The sequence below is a fragment of the Psychrobacter sp. ANT_H56B genome, assembly GCF_008369245.1.
Lineage (GTDB): Bacteria > Pseudomonadota > Gammaproteobacteria > Pseudomonadales > Moraxellaceae > Psychrobacter > Psychrobacter cryohalolentis.
Map to the genome: position 1 here is coordinate 104,385 of NZ_VOBF01000006.1, position 23,082 is coordinate 127,466.

At 43.0% G+C, this 23,082-nt stretch carries 18 protein-coding genes; 11 read left to right on the forward strand and 7 right to left on the reverse strand.

Features of this window, described 5'->3' with window-relative positions; genetic code table 11:
- Positions 1–189 precede the first annotated feature (189 nt).
- From FQ082_RS08745 to FQ082_RS08755, 3 genes are read left to right on the forward strand one after another with little or no spacing between them, the layout of a single operon-like run.
- Positions 190–1,425: a lipoprotein-releasing ABC transporter permease subunit gene (locus FQ082_RS08745; protein WP_011513134.1), complete on the forward strand. Its 1,236-nt coding sequence runs from the start codon at positions 190–192 to the stop codon at positions 1,423–1,425.
- A 44-nt stretch (positions 1,426–1,469) separates the two neighbouring features.
- Positions 1,470–2,150, forward strand: a complete 681-nt coding sequence (gene lolD / locus FQ082_RS08750; protein ID WP_149492805.1) for a lipoprotein-releasing ABC transporter ATP-binding protein LolD — start codon at positions 1,470–1,472, stop codon at positions 2,148–2,150.
- 58 nt (positions 2,151–2,208) lie between these two features.
- Positions 2,209–2,517 (forward strand): hypothetical protein, encoded by a 309-nt coding sequence (locus FQ082_RS08755; RefSeq protein WP_149492806.1) that lies wholly within the window; start codon positions 2,209–2,211, stop codon positions 2,515–2,517.
- 9 nt (positions 2,518–2,526) lie between these two features.
- Here FQ082_RS08755 and FQ082_RS08760 read toward each other — a convergent pair whose 3' ends face one another.
- Complete coding sequence (locus FQ082_RS08760) at positions 2,527–3,120, reverse strand: DUF2062 domain-containing protein (protein WP_011513137.1); 594 nt, start codon at positions 3,118–3,120, stop codon at positions 2,527–2,529.
- A gap of 262 nt (positions 3,121–3,382) precedes the next feature.
- Between FQ082_RS08760 and FQ082_RS08765 the strand changes: the two genes are divergently transcribed.
- The 4 genes from FQ082_RS08765 (at position 3,383) to FQ082_RS08780 (ending at position 9,610) form a co-directional block, all read left to right on the forward strand.
- A complete protein-coding gene (locus tag FQ082_RS08765; RefSeq protein WP_262498191.1) occupies positions 3,383–6,367 on the forward strand; it encodes a ComEC/Rec2 family competence protein in 2,985 nt (994 codons plus the stop codon).
- A gap of 257 nt (positions 6,368–6,624) precedes the next feature.
- On the forward strand, positions 6,625–7,680 hold the full coding sequence (gene sppA, locus FQ082_RS08770; RefSeq protein ID WP_133105308.1) for a signal peptide peptidase SppA: 1,056 nt from the start codon (positions 6,625–6,627) through the stop codon (positions 7,678–7,680).
- Positions 7,681–7,822: 142 nt separating this feature from the next.
- Positions 7,823–8,713: an alpha/beta fold hydrolase gene (locus tag FQ082_RS08775; protein WP_149492808.1), complete on the forward strand. Its 891-nt coding sequence runs from the start codon at positions 7,823–7,825 to the stop codon at positions 8,711–8,713.
- A gap of 111 nt (positions 8,714–8,824) precedes the next feature.
- On the forward strand, positions 8,825–9,610 hold the full coding sequence (locus FQ082_RS08780) for a CPBP family intramembrane glutamic endopeptidase (protein ID WP_262498195.1): 786 nt from the start codon (positions 8,825–8,827) through the stop codon (positions 9,608–9,610).
- Between the two features lie 89 nt (positions 9,611–9,699).
- Here FQ082_RS08780 and dusA read toward each other — a convergent pair whose 3' ends face one another.
- The 3 genes from dusA to FQ082_RS08795 form a co-directional block, all read right to left on the reverse strand.
- Complete coding sequence (gene dusA / locus FQ082_RS08785) at positions 9,700–10,671, reverse strand: tRNA dihydrouridine(20/20a) synthase DusA (RefSeq protein ID WP_149492810.1); 972 nt, start codon at positions 10,669–10,671, stop codon at positions 9,700–9,702.
- A 150-nt stretch (positions 10,672–10,821) separates the two neighbouring features.
- Positions 10,822–12,123 carry an MFS transporter gene (locus FQ082_RS08790; RefSeq protein ID WP_149492811.1) on the reverse strand — a complete coding sequence of 434 codons (1,302 nt, stop codon included), beginning with the start codon at positions 12,121–12,123 and terminating at the stop codon, positions 10,822–10,824.
- A 192-nt stretch (positions 12,124–12,315) separates the two neighbouring features.
- On the reverse strand, positions 12,316–14,016 hold the full coding sequence (locus FQ082_RS08795; RefSeq protein ID WP_149492812.1) for a phospholipase D family protein: 1,701 nt from the start codon (positions 14,014–14,016) through the stop codon (positions 12,316–12,318).
- A gap of 424 nt (positions 14,017–14,440) precedes the next feature.
- On the opposite strand from FQ082_RS08795, the gene FQ082_RS08800 reads away from it, so the two are divergent.
- The 4 genes from FQ082_RS08800 (at position 14,441) to FQ082_RS08815 (ending at position 18,273) form a co-directional block, all read left to right on the forward strand.
- Complete coding sequence (locus FQ082_RS08800; RefSeq protein ID WP_149492813.1) at positions 14,441–15,709, forward strand: O-succinylhomoserine sulfhydrylase; 1,269 nt, start codon at positions 14,441–14,443, stop codon at positions 15,707–15,709.
- An 84-nt stretch (positions 15,710–15,793) separates the two neighbouring features.
- Positions 15,794–16,123 (forward strand): YbaB/EbfC family nucleoid-associated protein, encoded by a 330-nt coding sequence (locus FQ082_RS08805; protein WP_011513146.1) that lies wholly within the window; start codon positions 15,794–15,796, stop codon positions 16,121–16,123.
- Between the two features lie 109 nt (positions 16,124–16,232).
- Positions 16,233–16,826, forward strand: a complete 594-nt coding sequence (recR, locus tag FQ082_RS08810) for a recombination mediator RecR (protein WP_020443082.1) — start codon at positions 16,233–16,235, stop codon at positions 16,824–16,826.
- Positions 16,827–16,974: 148 nt separating this feature from the next.
- On the forward strand, positions 16,975–18,273 hold the full coding sequence (locus FQ082_RS08815; protein WP_149492814.1) for a ribonuclease D: 1,299 nt from the start codon (positions 16,975–16,977) through the stop codon (positions 18,271–18,273).
- Between the two features lie 17 nt (positions 18,274–18,290).
- Here FQ082_RS08815 and FQ082_RS08820 read toward each other — a convergent pair whose 3' ends face one another.
- The 3 genes from FQ082_RS08820 to FQ082_RS08830 all read right to left on the reverse strand — a co-directional run bounded on the left by FQ082_RS08820 (position 18,291) and on the right by FQ082_RS08830 (position 22,833).
- Entirely contained in the window at positions 18,291–18,968 is a 678-nt protein-coding gene (locus FQ082_RS08820; RefSeq protein WP_149492815.1) for an esterase/lipase family protein, read from the reverse strand.
- Between the two features lie 145 nt (positions 18,969–19,113).
- Positions 19,114–22,011: an aminomethyl-transferring glycine dehydrogenase gene (gcvP, locus tag FQ082_RS08825; RefSeq protein WP_149492816.1), complete on the reverse strand. Its 2,898-nt coding sequence runs from the start codon at positions 22,009–22,011 to the stop codon at positions 19,114–19,116.
- Between the two features lie 63 nt (positions 22,012–22,074).
- Entirely contained in the window at positions 22,075–22,833 is a 759-nt protein-coding gene (locus FQ082_RS08830) for a nitroreductase family protein (RefSeq protein WP_262498192.1), read from the reverse strand.
- Positions 22,834–23,082 lie beyond the last annotated feature (249 nt).

The following is a 23,082-nucleotide window of genomic DNA, read 5'->3' on the forward strand; positions in this document are numbered from 1 at the left end:
GACTGGCACCTGTTAGCCAAATTGTGTCAAACTAGCTCCCTTTTGACAGCCACATTTGGCTTGTCTTACACCCTGTTTTTGTGTTCGATTGATATGTTTTTGTGGCAGCTGCAAAAGTATGATGCAATTGCCGCTATTTGTTTTGTAACCTACATAAAGTCGCACGTAGATAAGATAAAGAGTTTGAATATGTTTCGTCCTTTAGCGTTATTTATCGGCTTACGGTACACCCGAGCAGAACGTAGTAATGGTTTTATCTCTTTTATATCACTGATTTCAATGATTGGTCTGACGCTTGGCGTGGCGGTATTGATTACCGTACTGTCGGTCATGAATGGCTTCGATCGTGAGCTAAAAACGCGTATTTTGGGTATGGTACCGCAAGCGACTGTCACATCAACTGAGATTATCGGTGATTGGAAACAAGTCGCGGACAAGATTAAAGAAGATCCAGAAGTGGTTGCAGTTGCGCCTTTTATCCAGTTGCAAGGTATGTTGACCTCGAATGGTCAGGTAGCTGGCATCATGGTGACAGGTGTTGATCCTGAGTATGAGAAAAACGTTTCTATCATCAATGAGCATATGGTAGAAGGCAATATTGATACGCTAAAAAATGGCGAGTTCGGTATTGTGCTTGGTGAAGGTATGGTGCAATCACTAGGGTTGCAATTGGGTGACAAAGTCACTCTCGTACTGCCAGAAGCATCGCCGTCACCTGCTGGCGTGATACCACGCTTTAAGCGCTTTACCTTGACTGGTATATTTTCTATCAGTCCAGAAGTGGACAGTCTCATGGCATTTATTCCAATGGGCGATGCGGCAAAATTACTGCGTTTACCAGAGGGCGCCCAAGGTATCCGTATGAAGCTTCATGATATCTTTACAGCGCCAATGGCAGCACAAAAAGCGGCTGCGATTGCGCCAGAGCAATTGTATCCTAGTGATTGGACCCAGACGCATGGCAATCTATTTGGTGCTATCCAAATGGAAAAAGCCATGGTTGGCTTGCTACTGTTCTTAATTATCCTCGTGGCAGCTTTTAATATTGTTTCAAGTTTGGTGATGCTAGTCACAGATAAAAAAGCTGACATCGCTATCTTAAAAACTTTTGGCGCCTCACCGCGTCTGATTACCCAAGTCTTTATGGTACAAGGTGTGGTGATTGGTTTTATTGGTACCATTGCAGGTACGATATTGGGCGTGATATTTGCATTAACGGTCAGTGATATCTTGGGCTTTATTAATAATAGCTTTGGTCTAAATTTATTTGATGCCTATTTTGTGAACTATCTACCATCGCAGCTGCGTTTGGCGGATGTGGTATTGATTACCAGTGCGTCATTTATATTGAGCTTTTTGGCGACCATTTATCCAGCACGCCGAGCGGCTAAAATTCAGCCTGCACAAACGCTGCGTTACGAGTAATTTACAGGCGTTAATGCCGTTATAAATAAAATAAAGGAAGCATTATGTCTGCTATCTTAAAAGCGACCAATATTAATAAGATATACGATGAAGGCGCTGTGAGCACCCAAGTCTTGACCGGTTTGGATTTGACTGTCACCGCCGGTGAGCGTATCGCTATCGTTGGTACCAGTGGCTCAGGAAAGAGTACTTTGCTCCATCTGCTTGGCGGACTCGATACGCCAACCAGCGGTGAAGTTTGGTTGCATGGTCAGTTGTTAAACAGTATGAATGAGACCGAACGCGGTGCGATGCGTAATAAGCATTTGGGATTTATTTATCAGTTTCATCATCTATTGGCTGAATTTACTGCCATTGAAAACGTTGCCATGCCACTATTGATGCGCCCAGAAGTATCGACGGCTGAAGCGCGTCAGCAAGCCATCGATATTTTAAACAATGTTGGTCTTGAGCATCGTTTGGCTCATAGACCGGGTGAGTTGTCGGGTGGTGAGCGTCAGCGCGTGGCGATTGCGCGTGCTTTAGTCACCAAACCGTCGCTTATCTTGGCAGATGAGCCAACAGGTAACCTAGATTATGATAACGCACAAAGCGTTTTTGGATTATTATCAGAGCTGCAAAGTACGATGCAAACGGCACTATTGATGGTCACTCATGATCGAAATCTAGCGGCGCTTGCTGATCGTCAGCTGCTTTTACGTAATGGTCATTGGGAAAATTATTAAAATATAATAGAAAAGGATTGCAAGATAGCAGTCTATTGATTGAGTAAGGATAAATAGAATGGATAAAAATGACGACCCGATTGCTGCTTTTGGCAGTATTGAAGAAGGCGATGAGCCACTAAAGCTTTATATGGATACCGCGTTATTTGATACGCTCGATAAACAAGGTCAAATAGATTTACTGACGCCCGTTTTCGATCGTATTACTTTGGCAGGTGTTGATTTTGATTTAAAGGTTCAAGACAGTGCGACAGGTAAGCGTTATGTATTGCTCAAAAATGAAGAAGTGGTTGAAGTTTTTGTGATGGATAATAAGCTCACTGACAACATCCTTAATGCTATTGAAGCAAATAGAGATGAGGATTGATAGCATTTATTAAAGTTCGGGCGGCTTATCTAAAGAGCTAAGCTGCCTTTTTTGCCAACTCGTGACAGTCTTATAGCGCCAAATGGCTTTAAACGCTAAGCCGCAGACGATGCTTGTAATAATGGCTAAGATAGTCAGACCTAGGCAAAATGCAGTTAAGGACACAGTTCCTTTATAAGTAATAAAGGGATTGGCGCCGTCAGAGATGATCCATAAACTTAAGTCAGAGATCATCCTGCCAATCGTGCGCAAACTAATCATTGGCAGATCGAGTATTTCGGCACCGATATAGTATCCAGCGTAAAATACCGGTAAGGTGGTGAGTGGATTGGTAATCCATGTTAAGCCTAGTGCCATAGGTACATTGGCACGGAAAATAAGCGCACCAATCAATGCCAATAACATCTGTCCTGGCAATGGAAAAAAGGCACTCAGCACGCCGATATAGACGGCCTTATTTAAGCTATGGCGATTAAAATGCCACAATCGTGGGTCAGAAAGTTGCGGCGCAAACAGTTTTAATGTGCGACTTTCTAACACTTTTTCAGGGGTAGGTAATAAGTCTTTTAAACGTTTTTTTGGCACAGATTTGCCTTTACTCATTGTCTGCAGCCCGCTCAATCATAATAATAGGCAGATAGGCAGTCATGTTATTGATAAAAGTATAGATAAGAATTCTATCAGAAAAACGTAAAAAGAACGTTAGACAATCACCATCCTAGTGTGTGCAATTAGTATAGGATAATATCCGGATAAATACCATGGCTTGATGTAGCGGTATTTAGCGCCAAGTTAATATAGCAAGCGCATTACAGTTTTTTAGTGGATGCTATATATTATTTCAAATATCACGCAAGGAGCACTGGTGTATTGGTTAATAGGTAGCTTTATCATCCTTGCTATGATGGGTGTTTTGGCGGTTGCTGATAGCACGCCTATACCAATGATGCCGCTATTTATGGATAGCGCCAGCACTCCTGTTCTGACTATTTCATTCATACTTCTTACCTTTATTTTAATTTTGATAAGCCAGTTTACTATCCCGTCAGTTAATCCTATCAATTCCGTAAAAAGTACGCCACATCACTCTAGGTTTGCTTCTCGTATTCTCTATTTTATATCAATCGCTATACTAGCAAGCACTTTGGTTATTGGTAGTGGTTTGAAGGCACTAGTAAGTCATCAACAAGCAGACGATCAAAAAATTACTGAGCCAATGCGTGTGCAGGCTTTGGTTCATATAGCGGGAATAAGCGATAGTGTGTATGATGCTGGTACCGATACCGATACCGGCTATCGGCAAGTGGCGATCATCAGTCAAATATTGCCATTGGTTTCTGAGCTGACAGCGCAAGACTTGGATAAAGTGACAGCAGAATACGGAGCAGGGCTAAATAATAGCCTAAGCGGCGATGATATCAAGTATGAATCTTCAAATGCCATATCTTCACATCAAAACACACTTGCTGAAAATGCTGTTCAAGATAAGGTATACCGCGTCCTACTCAATGCTTACCCAAAAAAGCCAGCCAAACAGTCATCTAAGACTAACTCTCAGAAAAAATCTAAGAAAACAGAAAAACAAAGTCAGATTGCTGACTTAAATCATCTGCAGCCGGGTGATAGATTGTTTATGACCTTGACGCTTGCACCGCTTGCTACTTCTGAGCAAGTATCAAATAACCCATCGGGGTTTGATAGTTATCGCTGGCTACGTAGTCGGCATATTGACGGCGTTGCCAATATACTGGCTACTAGCAGCGCGATTTTGCCATCCAGTCACCCACAGTCACATTCAAATTCGCATTTACTCTCTTCTGATTCTTATTTAACACGGTTGCGTACTGCTATTGACCAAGGGCGTTGGCAATTACGCCAGCACTTTTATAAAGATTGGGCTACAAATACTGCTGCAGAGCAACAAGCAAAAGCAGTCACATTAAGCTTGTTGACCGGTGATCGCAGTTTAATTAATCGTGAGACCAAAGATCTATATCAGTTGGCTGGTATTTCACACTTATTAGCAATATCGGGTACGCATGTTTTGTTTTTAGCGATCGTGCTGGCTGGTATAGTTATTCTATTGATTAATCGTCTGTATCCCGCTCTATATCGCTATATTCCGCGCTGGCATGTACGTTGGTGGGTGATGATTAGCGCCGCATTTATTTATGCATTGTTTACAGGGTTTGATGTGCCCGCTGCACGTACCGCATGGATGCTACTGGCAATTGGTCTGACAAGACTAACTTTATTGCCCGTCAGTACCATGCGCGTATTACTTGCTCTGGCAGTACTGATGGCATGGCATGACCCTTATGTATTATGGCAAGCAGGTTATTGGCTGTCCTTTATTGCCGTGGCGTTATTGCTTAAATATGAAGACACCTCACAAAATCAGCTATTAACATCAAACCAACCCTCTACTTCCTATGACAAATTACTCAGACGTCTATGGCTAAGTTTTAAGCGCTTATTTAAGTTACAGTGTTGGCTGTTCCTCGCTCTATTACCTGTAACGTTGTTACTCTTTGGCAAAGCCTCATTATGGGGGTTAATCGTCAATCTCTTTGCTATTGGCTTATTTGGTTGGATTATTGTACCGGTTAATTTATTGGCTGGGCTTTGCTATCTTATATTGCCGTCTGTAGCCAATATTATTTGGATGTTAGTTACTGTGATTGTCAGTAACCTACACGAACTGATAGCATGGCTAACGGCAATGCCTGTGCTATCAGTTGCGTGGCTTTATACGCCCGTTAATGCCGCTATTTTGCTCATGGCATTATTAACCCTGTTACCTTGGTTGCTACCTCGCGGTCTGATCAGTCGTTGGTTAGTATTGCCACCGCTCAGTCTTTTGGTAATGACGGTATATGCCAATCAGCAGTCACTGACTACGACACCCACTCTATATATATTGCCAACGGGTGATCATTATATAAGTGCCGCTTTATTACAATATCCGGTCGTCAATGATAAAGATGCCAAAAATACCAGCTGGCTGTTTTTGGCAGATCATAGACCCAGTAACACTAAAATTAAGATCATGCCTAGCAATCTGACGGCAGATAAATTATCTGCCACGTTAGCGCAGCAATTGGGCAGCTTATCTGTCAATAAGCTAGAGGGCATCGTCGTACAAAGCAGTAGTAGTGGCGTGACTGATTCACGCGTTTATGATAAAAAGAGCAGCGCAGTGAGTCCTAATGATTCAGAGCTCTTACCCATGATAGTCGCTCAGCTCAGTCAGAGATTGCCTGTGAGCCAATACTGGCAAGCAGGACATAGTGAGCGTTGGTCTGCGCTGTATCAAGCTTATAAAGTTACTACGGACTCTCAAAAGACGGCAACTATCAGCGCCCAACGTTGCGAATCCGGTAAAATATGGCAGCTGCCAAATGGCAACTTAACGTTGCAAGCAATCACAGGCTGGAGCAAGATAGAGGATGCCAGTGTTTGGGATTGTACCGTGGCTATTGATAGCAGCACGCCCATACGAGTGCTCAAGTATCAAGCAAATGAGCCTCTCAAGTCATTACCTGCTAACTCGCAAACACTCATGTCAAAAAGCCAACCACTATCTAACCAAGCAAATATGTTGCAATCGCGGCTAATTTTGAATGCAGATACGCATGAGCGAACTTGGCAAATGTGGTCGTTGCTATGCTCGGCTGATTTAACCAATAACAATATAGCCATGAATCATACGACATGGCTGGGTCACAGTAACTCACATATCTCGAATGAGGTAATCACCCAGCAACAAATAGATGAGATAATCACCTATGATAATAAACCGTTAGAAGTTGCTTTATCTTCTGATGCGCTATTCAAAGAGGGTGATTAGGAATTGTTCCAATATCGATAATGTTGCAGATATTATTGGGAAGTCCTAATATCTAGTGATAGTGTTTTATTTGTGATATCACATTTATAAAATACACGTATTTCACAGAGATGCTATTGAACCACGAGTAAAATGGCACCATACTGAACCACCTATTCATACAGAAAGCTTAAACAGTAAGAATTTCGAATTTTTCTGTCGTAAGTTTATATAATCTGTCTTTTATCGTTTTACATTGTTTCTACTTAGGAAGTTATATGCCCAACTGGCCGCCAGACCCTAACAAACGTCCTGATAATTCGGCAAATCAGCCAGCACCGATGCAGCAGTCAAACCAGCCGAGCGGGCAAGAATGGCGACTGATTGAAAATACTTTATTAGCAAGCGTGGTCGAGCAACGCCGTGCCCGTCGTTGGAGTATTTTCTTTAAGCTACTGACCTTTGGCTATATTTTATTGATATTTTTGACGATTGGGCGTAGCTGTAGTACTGAAGCACCCACTGGTCTTGATGGTATCGATACCAGTAAGCCGCATTTGGCAGTGGTTGAGCTTCAAGGAACTATTAGCAGTGGTGATGTGGCCAACGCTTATGATGTCAATGATGCGCTCACACGCGCCTTTAAAAACAGTAACTCAAAGGCAGTGGCGCTCGACATCAACTCACCGGGTGGCTCGCCTGTGCAGTCAGATGAAATCTGGCAGACTATGATGGATTTGCGTAAAGAATATCCAGATAAAAAGCTTTATGCAGTGATTGGTGATATGGGGGCTTCTGGCGCGTATTATATAGCATCAGCGGCTGATGAGATTTATGTCAACCCATCAAGCCTAGTCGGTTCGATCGGCGTCATTATGCCAAGCTACAATGTAAAAGGCTTGATGGACAAGGTCGGCGTAGAAGATCGCACCATTACAGCAGGTGAATATAAAGATATCTTGAGTTTGTCACGTCCCCTAACGGATTATGAAGAAAAGCATGTTGAAAAAGTGCTAGACAATACTCATAAGCATTTTATCAATGCCGTAAAAGAAGGTCGTGGCGATCGTCTAAAAAATCCTGAACAAAATAAGCTGTTTTCGGGACTGTTTTGGACAGGTGAGCAATCTATCGAGCTTGGCTTGGCGGACAAAAAAGGCAGTATTTCAAGTTTAGAGAAGCAGCTTAAATTAAATAACGTGGTCAATTATACGCCAAGTGATCCGTTCCAATTATTTATGGATCGCTTCGCCGTCAAATTGGGCGCAGGTGTGGGTTCAAGCATCAATCTTGATCTCTTGCCACAAGAAGAAGGCAACGCGCAGATGCGTTAATAGACTTTAATTTTTAGCGTTACCGTGTATGATTGTTAAGGCTGAGCGTATGATTACGCTCAGCCTTATTTATGTGTCGCTATCTAGCATTTAAAACCATAAATACAATACAAACCGTTATAACAACTAATGAGAATGTGTCATGAGTGAAGTCAATTTGCAGTCTTTTGCGTCCTTACCGATATCGAAAATAACCCAAAAACCAGTCATCCATTTTGCTCATGCCAACGGAATGCCAAGTCCTGTCTATGAGCCATTTTTTGAGAAATTGGCTGAATTTTTTACCATTGAATATATCTCCATGTTAGGCGATACGCCTGATTATCCGGTCGATAACCAATGGCGAAGTCTCACGCAGCAGATTGTCGATAGCGTCAAAGATACCTGTAAAAAACATGGCGTTAAGCAAGTCGTAGCCGTCGGGCATTCGCTTGGTGCCATGTGTACCTTGCAAGCGTTGTACCGTGCACCTGAGTACTTTTCGCAAGCCGTTCTGATGGATCCGCCATGGATTTATGGCAAAGTTAGCTTGCTATGGCATCTTGCCAAGACAGCAGATCGATTGCCATGGATGAATAATCGTTTGATGGATAAGCTATCGCCAGCTGGCGTGTCTAAGCATCGCCGTGACGTATGGGATAGCCGAGAAGATGCGTATGACAAACTGCGCCATAAAGGATTTTTTAAGAATTTTACTGAGCGCAGTTTTCAAGGTTATATTGAGCATGGTCTGCATGAGCGTGCCGATGGTAAAGTTACCTTGGCGATTCCAAAAGCCAGTGAAGTCGCCGTCTTTCGCACCAACCCTTCTTGGTATTGGTTGACCCCAAATCGTGCCCCTAAAGTGCCAGTGACCTTGATTATTGGTGAGGACAGTATCTTTTTAAAACGTCGATTCCCGCAACAAATAGAGTCGCGCTTACGTATTCCTTATATTACTCATGCGGGCGGTCATATGTTTCCACTTGAGCATCCAGAGTCTGTATCAGAGCAGGTATTAACATTGATTGAACAACAGTTATCTGCCAAATAACAACAGGCTTTATTTTTAATCAACTTCCTTACGCTAAACCGATTGTCTTTGTGATCAGTTTTTAAGCAATGCTTCAGTATCTTTTCGAGTAAACCTATTATGTCAATGCGAATGCCAAATAAGAGCGCCGCTGAAACCAATAAAGTTGTCATACATCCTCAGCCTTTATTTACACGCTTAGGCACTTTACTGCTTATCATAGGCATGGTGGTTTTTTTCTTTATCAGTCAATTAATCGGGATTTACATCGCTGGCAAACTGGTGTTACCAACTGCCAAAAGCGCAACGGTCGGCGATATTTTCTTTTTTGGAAGCAATGATGGAACGGTTGTCAGTATTTCTATCATGATAGGCTGCGTGTTATTAGTGGCAATCAGTGCGTTGGTTATACGCGTGAGAGGCGGCAATTTAAAGCAGTATTTGGTATTAAGACCGTTTTCATTGGCGGTCGGTATGGGCATGATAGGGCTGCTGTTGATATTTATGATTGGCAGTCAGGCATTGACGTATGTGCTTGATAAATCACCGCTGGCGTTTGTAGATCCTTTATACCAATCTGTCAGCTCAGTATGGCTACTTATTTTTGCGATGGTTATCGTCGCGCCCATTTATGAAGAGCTCATATTTCGCGGCATATTGTGGTCGGCGATTGCAGAGCAGTTTACCTCGCCACCTGATACAGAATATCGCGGGGCAATCGTAGCAAGTCTGGTGACCAGTTTGATATTTGCGGTCATTCATTTACAATATGGAATTTATGAGATTAGTACCATCGTGGTACTGGCATTACTATTTTGCTATGCGCGGATCAAATCAGGCTCGCTGATATTGCCCATTTTATTACATATTATAAATAACGGCGCGGCTATGTGGCAATATTTGGCGCAAGTAGCATAAAGAATAACAGTGAATATTTGATAATTAATACTTACGCCGTATGCATTGTCATTTAATAGTGGGTTTTATCAGGCATCAGGCATCAGGCATCAGGCATCAGGATTAAGGGCTAATACCTCAGTCGCTGCGTGCTTGATATCATCGATGGTCAAGTGAGGCTTACCGCTCAATGCTTGACGCCATTTTCGAGCACCCACTAATCCTTGGAATAACCCTAAATAGTGCCGAGTCATCGTTGGAAGTGCTTCACCTTTAGCTATTTGCTCTTCTAAATAAGGATACAGCTGAGCTAGTATATCTGAACGCTTCGGGACAGAGGTGTCCCACAAGCTATTGGCTTCGGCTAACAAATACGGGTTATGATAAAAGGCGCGCCCAATCATAACGCCATCGATGTGCTCAAGATGCGCCTCAATATCAGCGACGGTTTCAATCCCACCATTAATCTCAATATCAAGGGTAGGAAAGTCCTGCTTTAAACGATACACATCGTCATACCGCAGTGGCGGTATCTCACGATTTTGCTTTGGGCTCAAGCCTTGTAGCCACGCCGTACGCGCATGAACGATAAAGCGTGTACAACCACCTGCTGCTACCTTTTGTACAAAATCTGCCATAAATTCATAACTGTCAAAGTCATCAATGCCAATACGATGCTTGACCGTGACTGGAATATCGACTGCCGCTTGCATATGCTTGACCAAGTCTGCAACGGTATTGGGTTCCGCCATCAAGCAGGCACCGATTTTATTGTGCTGTACACGATCAGAGGGGCAGCCCACATTAATATTGACCTCATCATAACCATGCTGCTGAGCAAATTCTGCACATTGCGTCATCTCAGTGATATCTGCGCCGCCAAGTTGCAATACCAGCGGATGTTCAAAAGTATCAAAGCGTAAATGCCGTGCACGATTGCCATGTATCAGCGCGCCCGTACTGATCATCTCGGTGTACAAATAAACATGCGGATTAAAAAGCCGAGCAAAATAACGATAATCCGTCGTTGTCCAATCAATCATGGGTGCGACCGAAAGACGTTTGTTGGTCATATCAACCATAGTGGTTAAGCCTTAATTTTTTAGAAATTTTTGAAGATGTATATGCTAAATGCTGATGGTACATGTGTCAGTTTATGTATCACTTGCAATGGCTTATGAGTTTATAATCAATAGGCTGATAAAAGATCAGCCTATTTGGATAAAATCACACTATATGACCTGATCGATTTTCTTGAGTTCAGGCAGATTATAAAAATAAATGCCCATGATGATTGCAATAAAACCGATGAAAGTGATATAGAGTGCGGGTGAAAAGCTCACATATAAAGTGGCATAGCCAAGTCCAAATGGTACTAGCACCCCAACGATACCATAAGTGACATTGTAGCAAAAAGCCATTCCGGTGAGTCGCACATTGGTAGGAAATAGTTGAATCAAGATGGCAGGTATCATGCCGATAACACCGGCACAAAAGCCTAAAAGTGCATACATAATAAGGATATAGTCGCCACTTGCCTCTAAGTGATAGAAGAAAGCAAGCATTTGAGCGATTAAGATAATAGAGCCTATCGCCAAAATTTTGCCAAAGTTTTGATGGTTAGAGATGATGCCATAAAAAATACAGCCAAAAATCATAAAAATGATGCCAAGACTGTGTGAGAATCCAAACAAGTCAGTATCGAGCGTAAAGCGTAATTCAATCAAATCAGGCAGTAAAATAACCACGACTGTGGTGATGCTTGAGACAATTAAAGTGAGAACCAGACCTATAAAGATAGCATGCTTGCAATGCTTAAATAGGGTCGTAAAAGGTTTAGCAACATAATCACTAGGTCTTGATTTTTTCATCTGAGTGAAAAACGGAGTTTCTTCTATCCATCGCCAGGCAAGGAGCGGTAAAACCGTCAGGATAGCCGCTATAAAGAAAGGCAAACGCCAGCCATAATCTGCCAATTGCTCAGTGGTCAACGTACTGCTTAACCAAAGAAAAAAACCATTAGAGAATAAAACACCCACAAAAAAACTGGCAGTCACATAGCTACAGCCTACTGACAGATATTGGCGCGGCACGTGCTCTGCAACGAACACCCAAGAGAGTGGCACATAAAGACCATAGGCCATGCCATGTATGATTCGCAAGACGATAAACAATGCAGGCGCTGCCAAACCCCATTGTGCATAAGTAGGCAAACATCCCATCGCCAATAAGCTTGCTGCCGTAATCAAGATACTGATTAGTAATAACGGTTTACGACCTTTTATATCGCCATAACGTCCAAAGATAACACCGCCAATTGGGCGTGCCACATAACCAATTGCAAATAATGACAGCCCCTGTATCTTCATAAGATTGGGATCTGAGCTAACAGGAAATAAAGTCGCTGCCAACATATCTGCAAGATATAGGTATATTAAAAAGTCGAAAAACGCTATTGCACTGCTATAGCAAGTAAACAGTACCGTATTTTTATCTTTAGAAGACATAAGTGCATATTGAGAACGAGAAGGCATATTAGGTCACGCATCCAGACATTAAGGTATTCGTTAAGGCAGTCATTATCTAAATAACTGCCTATAATAAAAAACGATAAATCATCATTACTAATGATTTATCGTCAAAATAAAGACGTTTATGTCAAATATGATTATATGAAACAGAATTAAGCCAAGACATTCAACTTCTGTTTTTTTATATTGAGCCAACTATAACAGCCAATCAATAGGTAACCATGACATGATGGTTAGCCAAACATGGTCACTGACATCGACGCGCGGCTCTGAATCATAAATGACTTTCTTATCTTTTTCCATGGTATGCCATTGTAAATCACCGTTTTCTAGTAACTTCACTTCATACGCTTGGTTTAGTAAGTCATCGCTCAATGCACCATGCAACTGAGTGGCAAGCTCCTCATCATTGATAATCACGCCCATCTCAGTATTAATATTAGCCGAGCGCGGGTCAACATTATATGAGCCAATGAATACTTGATAGTCATCAACGGCGAAAGCTTTTGCATGTAAACTGGTTGAAGATTGGCTACGCGCTTTCCAAAGTTTGTTTTCGCGCTTTTCTTCAGAAGCGGTTGATTTTAGCTCATAAATCTTGACTCCCGCGCGCAGTAAACTAGGACGCCATTGGCTATAGCCAGAATGTACCGCTGTTACGTCGGTTGCATCAAATGAATTGGTGAGAATTTTGATTTCGATACCAGATTCTGCTAATGAGACCAACGTATTAACACCGTCTTTGGTCGGTACAAAGTAGGAGGAGATAATAGTCAATTTTTTTGATGGACTACCAAGCAAAGTGCGTAGCTGATGCACCAAATTGGTGTCTGCTGGCACGGTTTTAGTCAATTTGCCGACGTCATCACTTAAGAATTGCATATCCGTCCAGCGAAACGGCACGCGTTTATTAATCAAATCCGTATCGATAGAGGAGTCTTCAATGGCTGCTTTATACACTGATAAGCTGCCACTGCTACTACTTTTCTCATCGGCTTTTAACTTATCGAGCCCTTGTACGAAGTCAGTCGTCTCTCCTTTATCAAGAGTCGCTAAGGTTTGAATATCAAATGATATTGGTGCTGACCAGTAGCTGGCAAAGCTATTGTCAATATCTGCCACCACTTTACCAATCAATAGTACATCCAAATCTGCGAACTGACTGCTTTTATCATTGCTTAGGTATTCATCACCGATATTACGACCACCAATGATGGTGATTTGCTTATCAAAAATCATGCTCTTATTGTGCATGCGTCTATTGATACGTGGCAGACCGGTGACAAAATTTAAAGTCTGAAATTTACGATGCATGAGTGGATTGATAATACGCACCGCAATATTAGGGTGACTGGCAAAACGCAGTAAATGCTGATCAAATTTAGCATTATTATTAAAATCATCGAGCAGTAAACGTACGATCACGCCGCGCTCCGCCGCATCCCATAAGTCTTTTAGCATCAGCTGACCGGCTTGATCATCGTGCCAGATATAGTACTGGGCATCGATATTGCGCGTTGCCATACCTGTCAATATACTGCGTGAGGCAAAAGCATTGGCGCCCGTCACAATTGGATGATAGCCTGATAAATCAGGGTGAATCTCACTCTGTTGACTGATGGCAGCAACCAAATCAAGACTATCCGTGTTTGGGGTAGCAAGGTCTGTGCTGACAGTCGTAGTATTTATAGAGTCGCCCTCTTTTTGGGCATCTTTTTCTATTTCAGCTTGTTTGCTGATGTCCGATTGGTATAAAGCATTGACCCGTGCGGATAGTGCTTGGCTTTCAGGCAAGTGCGGCTGCTTGGGTAAGCTTTGGCATCCACTAAGACCTAAGGTGAGACCGAGTGTCAGGCTCAACGATAAGTTGCTGGGTTCTATACTGAACATCGACATAAATAAATTACCTTAGTGAGCCTTTATATAATGGAGAAGTTGCCAAAAAATATGTATGGATTTCTTGGTGGTTTTGCAGATAATAACACTGATTATAAGGCATATGATAATATCGCCTAAGGCAAAGTTTAAATCGCCGCTAAGCTTATCAGGTGTCGGCATCTGTGCCTATTATAAATACGTTACTTTTATAAAATGTTGCCTGTATTAGATATTGTTCTTATTGGATCTAGGTAGCACAATTTTTGCTTCTTCTTTCTAATAAGTGATACGTTAGGCAAAATAATAGACAGTCAGTGCTGAAAACTGCTGCTTTGAAGCTGCTGCTTGGAATAATTTATCATGATATGATAACGCGAATGCGTGATGTTTATAATCAAAAATAAACGCTATTGTAAATAACAATCAAGGCAATGGAAACTTTATGAGTCAACCGCAAAATAAAGACAATATAAACGGCTTGGATGTAAACTGGTGCAATGATGCACTGGATTTAGAACTCGATTATGGTATGCAAACCATTGCAGTACGTGCAGGTCAGCATCGTACCGATGAGGGCGAACATTCAGAAGCTATTTTTACGACCAGCTCCTATGTTTATAGCTCAGCAGCTGATGCTGCCGGTCATTTTGATGGCACTAAGACGGGCAATGTCTACTCACGTCATACCAATCCAAGCGTACGTACCTTTGAGCGCCGTTTAGCAGCACTTGAAAATGGTGAGCGTGCAGTCGCAACAGCCTCTGGCATGGGTGCGATTTTGACCATGTGCTTAGCGTACTTAAAAGCCGGTGACCATTTACTTGCTGCCAACCAGCTATTTGGCTCCTCTATTGGTCTGTTTAATAACTATATGGCAAAGTTTGGTGTGGAAGTCAGTTACGTTGATTGTTTCGACAATGACGCATGGGTAAATGCTGTTCAACCAAATACCAAGGTGATTTATTGCGAAAGCCCTAGTAATCCATTGGCACAGATTTGTGATATTGGCTTTTTAAGCCAGCTATGTAAAGCCAATGATATACTCTTGGTCGTTGACAACTGCTTTGCCACCCCAGCTTTGCAACGTCCGCTTGATTTGGGTGCCGATGTGGTGATTCATTCTGCCACCAAATACTTAGACGGTCAGGGTCGAGTACTTGGTGGCGCGTTAGTCGGTAGCGATAAGTTGATGCAAGAAGCGTTTACGGTCATACGTTCAGGCGGCATCAGCATGAGCCCGTTTAATGCTTGGGTGTTTACCAAGGGACTTGAAACGCTTAAATTACGTATGCAAGCGCATTGTAGTAATGCCAATCAAGTGGCAGAGTTTTTGGTTAATCATCCCAATGTCAGCACCGTACACTTTTCAGGCTTGAGCGACCATCCATCGCATGAGTTGACCAAACGTCAGCATCATATGAAAGACGGTTTTGGAGCCATTATGGGTTTTGAAGTGCAGCCATCAGAGACGCGTGATTCAAAATCTGCCGCATGGCATGTCATTGATTCAACTCAAATGGTCTCTATCACCAATAATTTGGGTGATGCGAAAACCACGATTACCCATCCTGCAACAACGACCCATTTTCGTTTGAGCGCCCAAGAGCGCGCAGAAGCAGGCGTAAAAGGCGGTCTGATTCGTCTGTCTGTCGGTCTAGAAGATGTGGAAGATATCATCAAAGATTTGGCGCGTGGTTTAGACAGTTTGTAAAGATAACGGTATAATTGCTATTAGTATTTTATTTTTTATTATCAAAACCCCCATTATTTATTATTAAAAAACCAAGAGGCAACTATGAATATCCAAGCATTGATGCAACAAGCACAAACCATGCAAAAGAAAGTCGAAGCAAACGTCGAAAATGCTAAAAAAGAGCTTGGCAATAAAGAAGTGCATGCAGAAGCGGGCAGTGGTCTGGTAAAAGTAACCATGACGGGTCGTCATGTGGTTAAGCGCTTGACCATCGATCCAAGCTTATTAGAAGATGAGCCAGATATGATCGAAGATCTTATCGCTGCTGCTATCAATGACGCGGTGCGCCAAGCAGATGCGCTATATGAAGAAACCATGGCTGGCGCGACTTCAGGTATGGGCTTGCCACCAGGTATGCAAGGCATGTTCTAAGTAGCTGGTTCTTAAACGCTAAAGGCGACATATTAAAGAAAATGGGGTTGTTATCGACATGATACGACCCCATTTTCATAGCTATGATTTATAAACAAAGGACATCACTTTGCTGACAGCCAAATTTGATCAGCTGGTCAAACAGTTGCGTATCTTGCCGGGCGTTGGTCAAAAAAGCGCTCAACGTATGGCGCTGCATCTGCTCACCAAAAAACGCCCACAAGGCATGGCACTTGCTCAAGCGCTTGATGAGGCGATGCGTGATATCGTCGAATGTCAGCGCTGCCATAGCTTTAGCGATGAGGCTGTTTGCCCATTATGCCAAGATCCTAGGCGTGATGATGCATTGCTATGCGTGGTCGAGACTGCAGCTGACGTGATGGCGATAGAGCAGACGGCAGGCTATCGCGGGCGTTATTTTGTTTTAGGTGGTCACTTATCACCGATTGATGGCATTAGCGCTGATGATTTAAATATTGAGCAACTGGTCTGGCGCGTCAAGCAAGAGCCTGTTGAAGAGCTGATATTGGCAACCGGTACGACGGTTGAAGGGCAAACGACCGCTCACTTTATCAGTGAAGCAGTCAGTCGTCATGTCAATAAAGTCACGCGTCTGGCGCAAGGAGTGCCTATGGGCGGCGAGCTTGAATATCTTGACAGCATGACCCTTGGACAAGCGATGCAAAATCGCTCCTTTTTATAGCCTTCTTATCTTTATCAGATTAAAATCTTGCGCATTTTATTCAATTATGTGGTTATAATTGCTTATATTCTTTTATCGCTTTCTCTTTTAATTTTATTAAGACGTGCTTTAGCGTTTTATTCTCTCTTATCAATGCAGGTATCTGCCCGTGTCTAACACTGCTCCAACCGAATCAAACCTTCAAAGTACATTTTCGGCTGACGAAGTACACCATTCAGTCAATCCAGCCAAATTAGTAGACCTGCCAGTAGAGCCGGATATTGACGCATTATTAGATATTGCTGATGAGGTTGCCGTCACTTGGGTACGTAAGCAAAGCCAGTTGGATGAAGTGATTGAGGCATTGGCCACTTGCGGGCGTGTGGCATTAGATACCGAGTTTATCAAACGCGATACCTATTATCCACGCTTAGCACTGATACAGCTGAATACTGGAAATCATGTATATTTATTAGATGCGCCGCAGTTACAACTGAGTGAGCTATGGCAAGCACTTATGAAAGTTGATGTGGCTATCTGGCATGCTTGTGGTGAAGATTTAGGTATATTTTATCTATTGTCCGGCTGCCCGCCGCTGACCAATATTTTTGATACGCAAATTGCCTTGTCCTACTTAACAGGTCAATTACAGATGGGTTATCAGCAGGCGCTTGATGAGCAGCTCGATATGCATATTGATAAGGAACAAAGCCAGTCAGATTGGTTACAGCGTCCATTATCAGATGAGCAAGAGCAATATGCGATTGATGACGTGCGCTTTTTACCTGCATTATATTTGAGTCTTGAATACGCCCTAAAATCTCAAGGTCTCTATGAGTATGTCTGGGAAGACTGTCAGCTTTACGCCAACGACTTATATGATGCTCAAAATGTTGCAGACGAGCAGATGTATCTAACCATGGCAGATTATCGCTATACCTCTGAGCAAATGGCCATATTGCAGGCGGTAGCCACATGGCGTGAAGAGCTGGCGCGTTCAACCAATCAGCCACGTACTTTTGTCATAAAAAAACAAGCGGTGCGTGAGATTATCACTGAAAAACCAAACACGATGCGTGAGCTTGCGCATAAGACTACGATACATCGCAGTATGTTGCGACTGTATGGTGAAGAATTACTCAAAGTGATAAAGGAAGCAAAAAATCTGCATCCTGCAGAATATCCAGATTCTCTATTGCCGCCGTATCGCTCAAAGAATAAAGTACTCTCAAAAGCGGTACAAAAAACGATAGATGATCAAGCAAAAGTTACCGGCGTACCTGCCAATGTCTTGATGCGTAAAAAATGGCTTGGGCAATTATATGAAGTGATTGCTTTTGATAAAGATATCAGCGAGTTGCCGCGAGGGTTGAAAGGCTGGCGTCATGATTGGGTAATGCACACCTTTATTCCCGTTATCGAAGCGCACAAGACTGAGCTACAGCAAGGCATGGGTATCAATGTATAAGGTTTAACGCCTGACACTTATCTGCGTTCAAATTGACCATACTGTAAAAAATATCCTGTCTGCTTGGCAACGTTAGTATCAATCAACATGCCGGTATGCGATACAGGCAGGATTAAATGGTCAGTCGCTGCTTCAAGTTTGGTCTCTTTTAAATAGACGGTGCCATCATGCACCAGATGTTCATCAAGCAATGGGTTATGAGCTTGGCGTAATTTGCGATTATGGTATTGCAGGAATATTTGACCCAAACCATATGGACGATTCCCAGCAATCACGCCAAGGGTAATATGCTCAGGTAATGGCCCAACGGTGCCATCTAATGCATCGATATAGGATTGCCCAACGATAGCAGGGCTCAGCCGCCAAATATAATTCGCACAAATACTGCCCATATGCGGTGTCCCAAGGGTCACGCAGCGACCAATTTGCCACTTAGGATACTGAGTAACAAAATCACGAATAATCAAACCGCCCAAGCTATGACCGACCAAATGTATCGGCTCATCAGGATGATGATTTTTTTCAAGCCACTTATTAAGCCGTTGGCTATTGGTTTGAATACCATCGCGCATACTACGATAGCCAAATTGATGAGTTTTAAACCCTGCTGCTTGTAAGCGTTTGGCAAGTGGTCGCATAATCCAAGCCGTTTGGTGCAGACCATGGATAAGAATGACAAGATTGTTTTTCTGCATATGTGATTCTAACCAAGTGGATGATATGAATAGATTAATAGCCATTTTATTATAGCGCTAAATGTTATTAGTAAAATAAAAACCTCCAAATCAGCTGCTGACTTGGAGGTTTATTTTTATCTTTTATAAAGTATCAAAACTAGGACTACATATAGTTCTCGATACTTGGGCAAGAACACATCAGGTTTTTGTCACCATAGGCGTCATCGACACGTGCCACACTTGGCCAGAATTTATTGGTGCGGATATAAGGCAGTGGGAATGCTGCTGTCTCACGGCTGTATGGATAGGTCCATTCGCCGTCAATTACCATAGCAGCTGTATGCGGGGCATTGACCAATGGATTGTTCTCTAACGTCCAGTTGTCTTCGCCCGCTTTGGCTTTCAGCGCTTCCGCTTTAATAGATTTTAGAGCACTGATAAAGCGATCAAGCTCTTCTTTTGACTCTGATTCTGTCGGCTCAATCATCAAGGTGCCCGCTACTGGGAAACTCATGGTTGGTGAATGGAAACCATAATCCATCAAGCGTTTCGCGATATCGCTTTCACTGATGCCCGTCTCTTCTTTTAAAGGACGAATATCGATGATACATTCGTGAGCAACGCGGCCGTTTTTGCCCGTATATAGCACAGGATAATGGTCTTTTAATTCAGCGGCAACATAGTTAGCATTCAGTAGCGCAAGCTCGGTCGCTTTTAATAAACCATCACGACCCATCATGGCAATGTACATCCATGAAATAGGTAAGATGCTTGCTGAACCATAAGGAGCTGCTGATACTGCTGAGCAGTCTTTTTGCGCATTATGTACAGGGCTCAATGTATGGTTGGCCATAAATGGTGCCAGATGCGCCTTCATACCGATAGGACCCATACCAGGACCACCGCCGCCATGTGGAATACAGAATGTTTTGTGCAAGTTCATGTGCAGTACATCAGCACCAACGTCAGCTGGCTGCATCATGCCAACCTGCGCATTCATATTAGCGCCATCCATATAAACTTGACCGCCATGTTCATGAATGAGATCACAGATTTTACGGATACCTTCTTCAAACACACCATGCGTCGATGGGTAGGTGATCATCAATGCACCTAGACGCGCGCTATGTTCTTCAGATTTGGCAGTTAGGTCATCGATATCAACGTTGCCATTGTCATCGGTTTTGACCACGACCACTTTCATGCCCATCATCATAGCAGTCGCAGGGTTAGTACCATGCGCTGACATAGGGATCAAGCAAACATCACGATCAGTCTCACCAAGTGATTCATGATAACGACGAATTGCTAGCAAGCCTGCATATTCACCTGAAGCGCCAGAGTTTGGCTGCATAGAGACATCATCAAAACCGGTAATGGCTTTTAATTGTTCTTGCAAGCTATCAATCATGGCAACGTAGCCTGTGACTTGGTCACGCGGTGCAAAAGGATGCACATTGGCAAATTCAGGCCAAGTGATCGGTAGCATTTCACTGGTGGCATTCAATTTCATGGTACAGCTACCAAGTGAAATCATACTGCGGTTCATCGCCAAATCCTTATCTTCAAGCGATTTTAAATAACGCAGCATTTCATGCTCGGTATGATGCGAGTTGAATACTGGATGCGATAAGATAGCATCAGTACGTAAATGAGCACTATCAAGAGAGACACGAGCGTCTTCTGGTAGATCATGTGCTTTAGTAACGAACAGCTGAGTTAGGACATTAAAGTCTTTCTGATCGCTGGTTTCACTGAACGCAACGCTTAATTTGGTCTCACCAAGACGCCATAAGTTATAACCAACATTGTCAGCATTTTGAAAGATTTGGCTAGCAAGTTTTTCTGAGCCGCAATCAATCACAACGCTATCAAAGAATTGATCATGGACCACGTTTAAATTGCTGTCGTTGGCGTTTTTAATGACATCAGCGAAGGCAGTGGCAAATGCATGGATACGAGTGGCAATACGCTTCACACCACCTGGACCATGATAAACCGCATACATACCAGCTAGGTTTGCAAGTAGTACTTGTGAAGTACAGATGTTTGAGTTGGCTTTTTCACGGCGGATATGCTGCTCACGAGTCTGTAGCGCCATACGTAGAGCAGTATTGCCTTGTGAGTCTTTTGAAACTCCGATGATACGACCAGGTGCTGAGCGCTTGGCTTTATCAGAAAACGCAAAGTAGGCGGCATGTGGACCACCAAAGCCCATTGGAATACCAAAACGCTGGGTGCTACCCAAAGCCACGTCTGCACCCATGTCCGCTGGTGATTTTAATAATACTAAGCTCATGATGTCACTCACGACGCTCACATAAGTTTTATTTTTCTTAACGGCAGCGATAACGTCGGTTAGGTCTTGAACATCGCCTTCAACACCGACATATTGGAATAATGCACCAAAATAGTCGCCTGATTTAGCCAGTTCAAAATCACCAACCACCACTTCCCAACCAAAATATTTGGCACGGGTATTAATGACATCTAATGTTTGCGGATAGACGCGGTCATCAACGAAAAACTGCATAGATTTACTTTTGCTTACGCGCTTTGACATTGCCATCGCTTCAGCAGCAGCCGTTGCTTCATCAAGCAGTGATGCACCAGCAAGCTCAAGACCAGTCAGATCAATACAAACTTGTTGGAAATTAAGCAAGGCTTCTAGGCGGCCTTGAGCGATTTCCGCCTGATAAGGCGTGTAAGCAGTATACCAGCCTGGATTTTCAAGGACGTTACGCTGAATGACTGCAGGCATACGTACAGGTGAATACCCTTGTCCGATATAGCTCTTATTAACCGTGATGTCATCAGCCATGGTACGCAGTTTAGCAAGGGCTGCATGCTCACTCATCGCCACTGGCAAATCTAATTCTTTATGCAGGCGTACTGGTTCAGGCACGGTCTCATTGATAAAGGTTGCCATGTCGCTATAACCAATGGCACTGAGCAAGTCAGCTTGTTTGGCATCATTTGAGCCAAGATGACGATAAACAAATTCGGCTTCGTTGAATAAGCCTTTAAATGTATCAAGCGTTGGGTTTTGAGAGATAGTCATGGTGATCCTTGGTAAAAATAGGGATAAAGGAGATGGCTATAATAAAAATAGGGTGATAATAGGTTATACGTAATGGACAAATTGATCTTGCTCAAAGCGGAACTGGGTATTGTAAACACCATTATCAGCACGCTCGCCAGCACCAATCATCATAACGATATGATGATTATCGCTGAGTTTTAATAAGCGCTTCATTGCAGGCTCATCGAAACCACCCATCGGACAGCTATCAAAGCCGTGCGCACGTAAGGCAAGCATCAGGTTTCCAGCCGCTAATGCGGTGTTATTGGTTGCCCAGTTTTTGCTGTCTTCAAAGGTGTAGTAAGGCGATTTGATAGGACCCTTTATACGTCTGACGACTTGAATGGCGCTCCATTTGGCTACTGATACCACGTTAGCAGGTCCACGCAAAAAATCTAAGGCAACGACTTTGTTGTAGTAGTCTTTGACTTTTTTCGGTACCGGCATATCAGGGTATTCACGCAATATTTGCTTTGCATGGTCATGCCAAACGTCAGTACGAGCAACGACAGCGATTAAACGTGCTGAGGTTTTTGCTGCGTTTTGATTCATACAGTTTTTGACCGCGCGCTTGCGCTTACCAGCATCATCAATAACATAAAATTCCCATGGCTGAAGATTGCTTGAGTTTGGGGCAAGCATCGCCAAACGCAGGCAGTCTGCTAATACATCGTCAGGTAGCGGCGCATCTGTAAATCGGCGTACCGAACGGCGCGACTCTACCACCTCACAAAATGCTTGCAGCTGCGGGGTGTGACTAGGCGTCGCAAGTCTGTCTTTATTGCCAGTATTAGAATTCATAGTAGGATCCATGCTGAGGAATGAGTAATCAGCTTCAGGCATTATCGATTGCATATCTTCAATAATGTCTGACGAGTGATTAATATGAATAAATCAGATAGCAGTTGGGCGTCATAAATTGAGTGCTGATTGTCTTGAAAATACTGCATTGAAAACACGGTCTTGCCATTATTGTCTTAAAAGTAAAGCGCACAGATACCAGCGCTTGCCAGTATCTGTCGAGTTGCTTCTTGTAATCAGTAAACATTT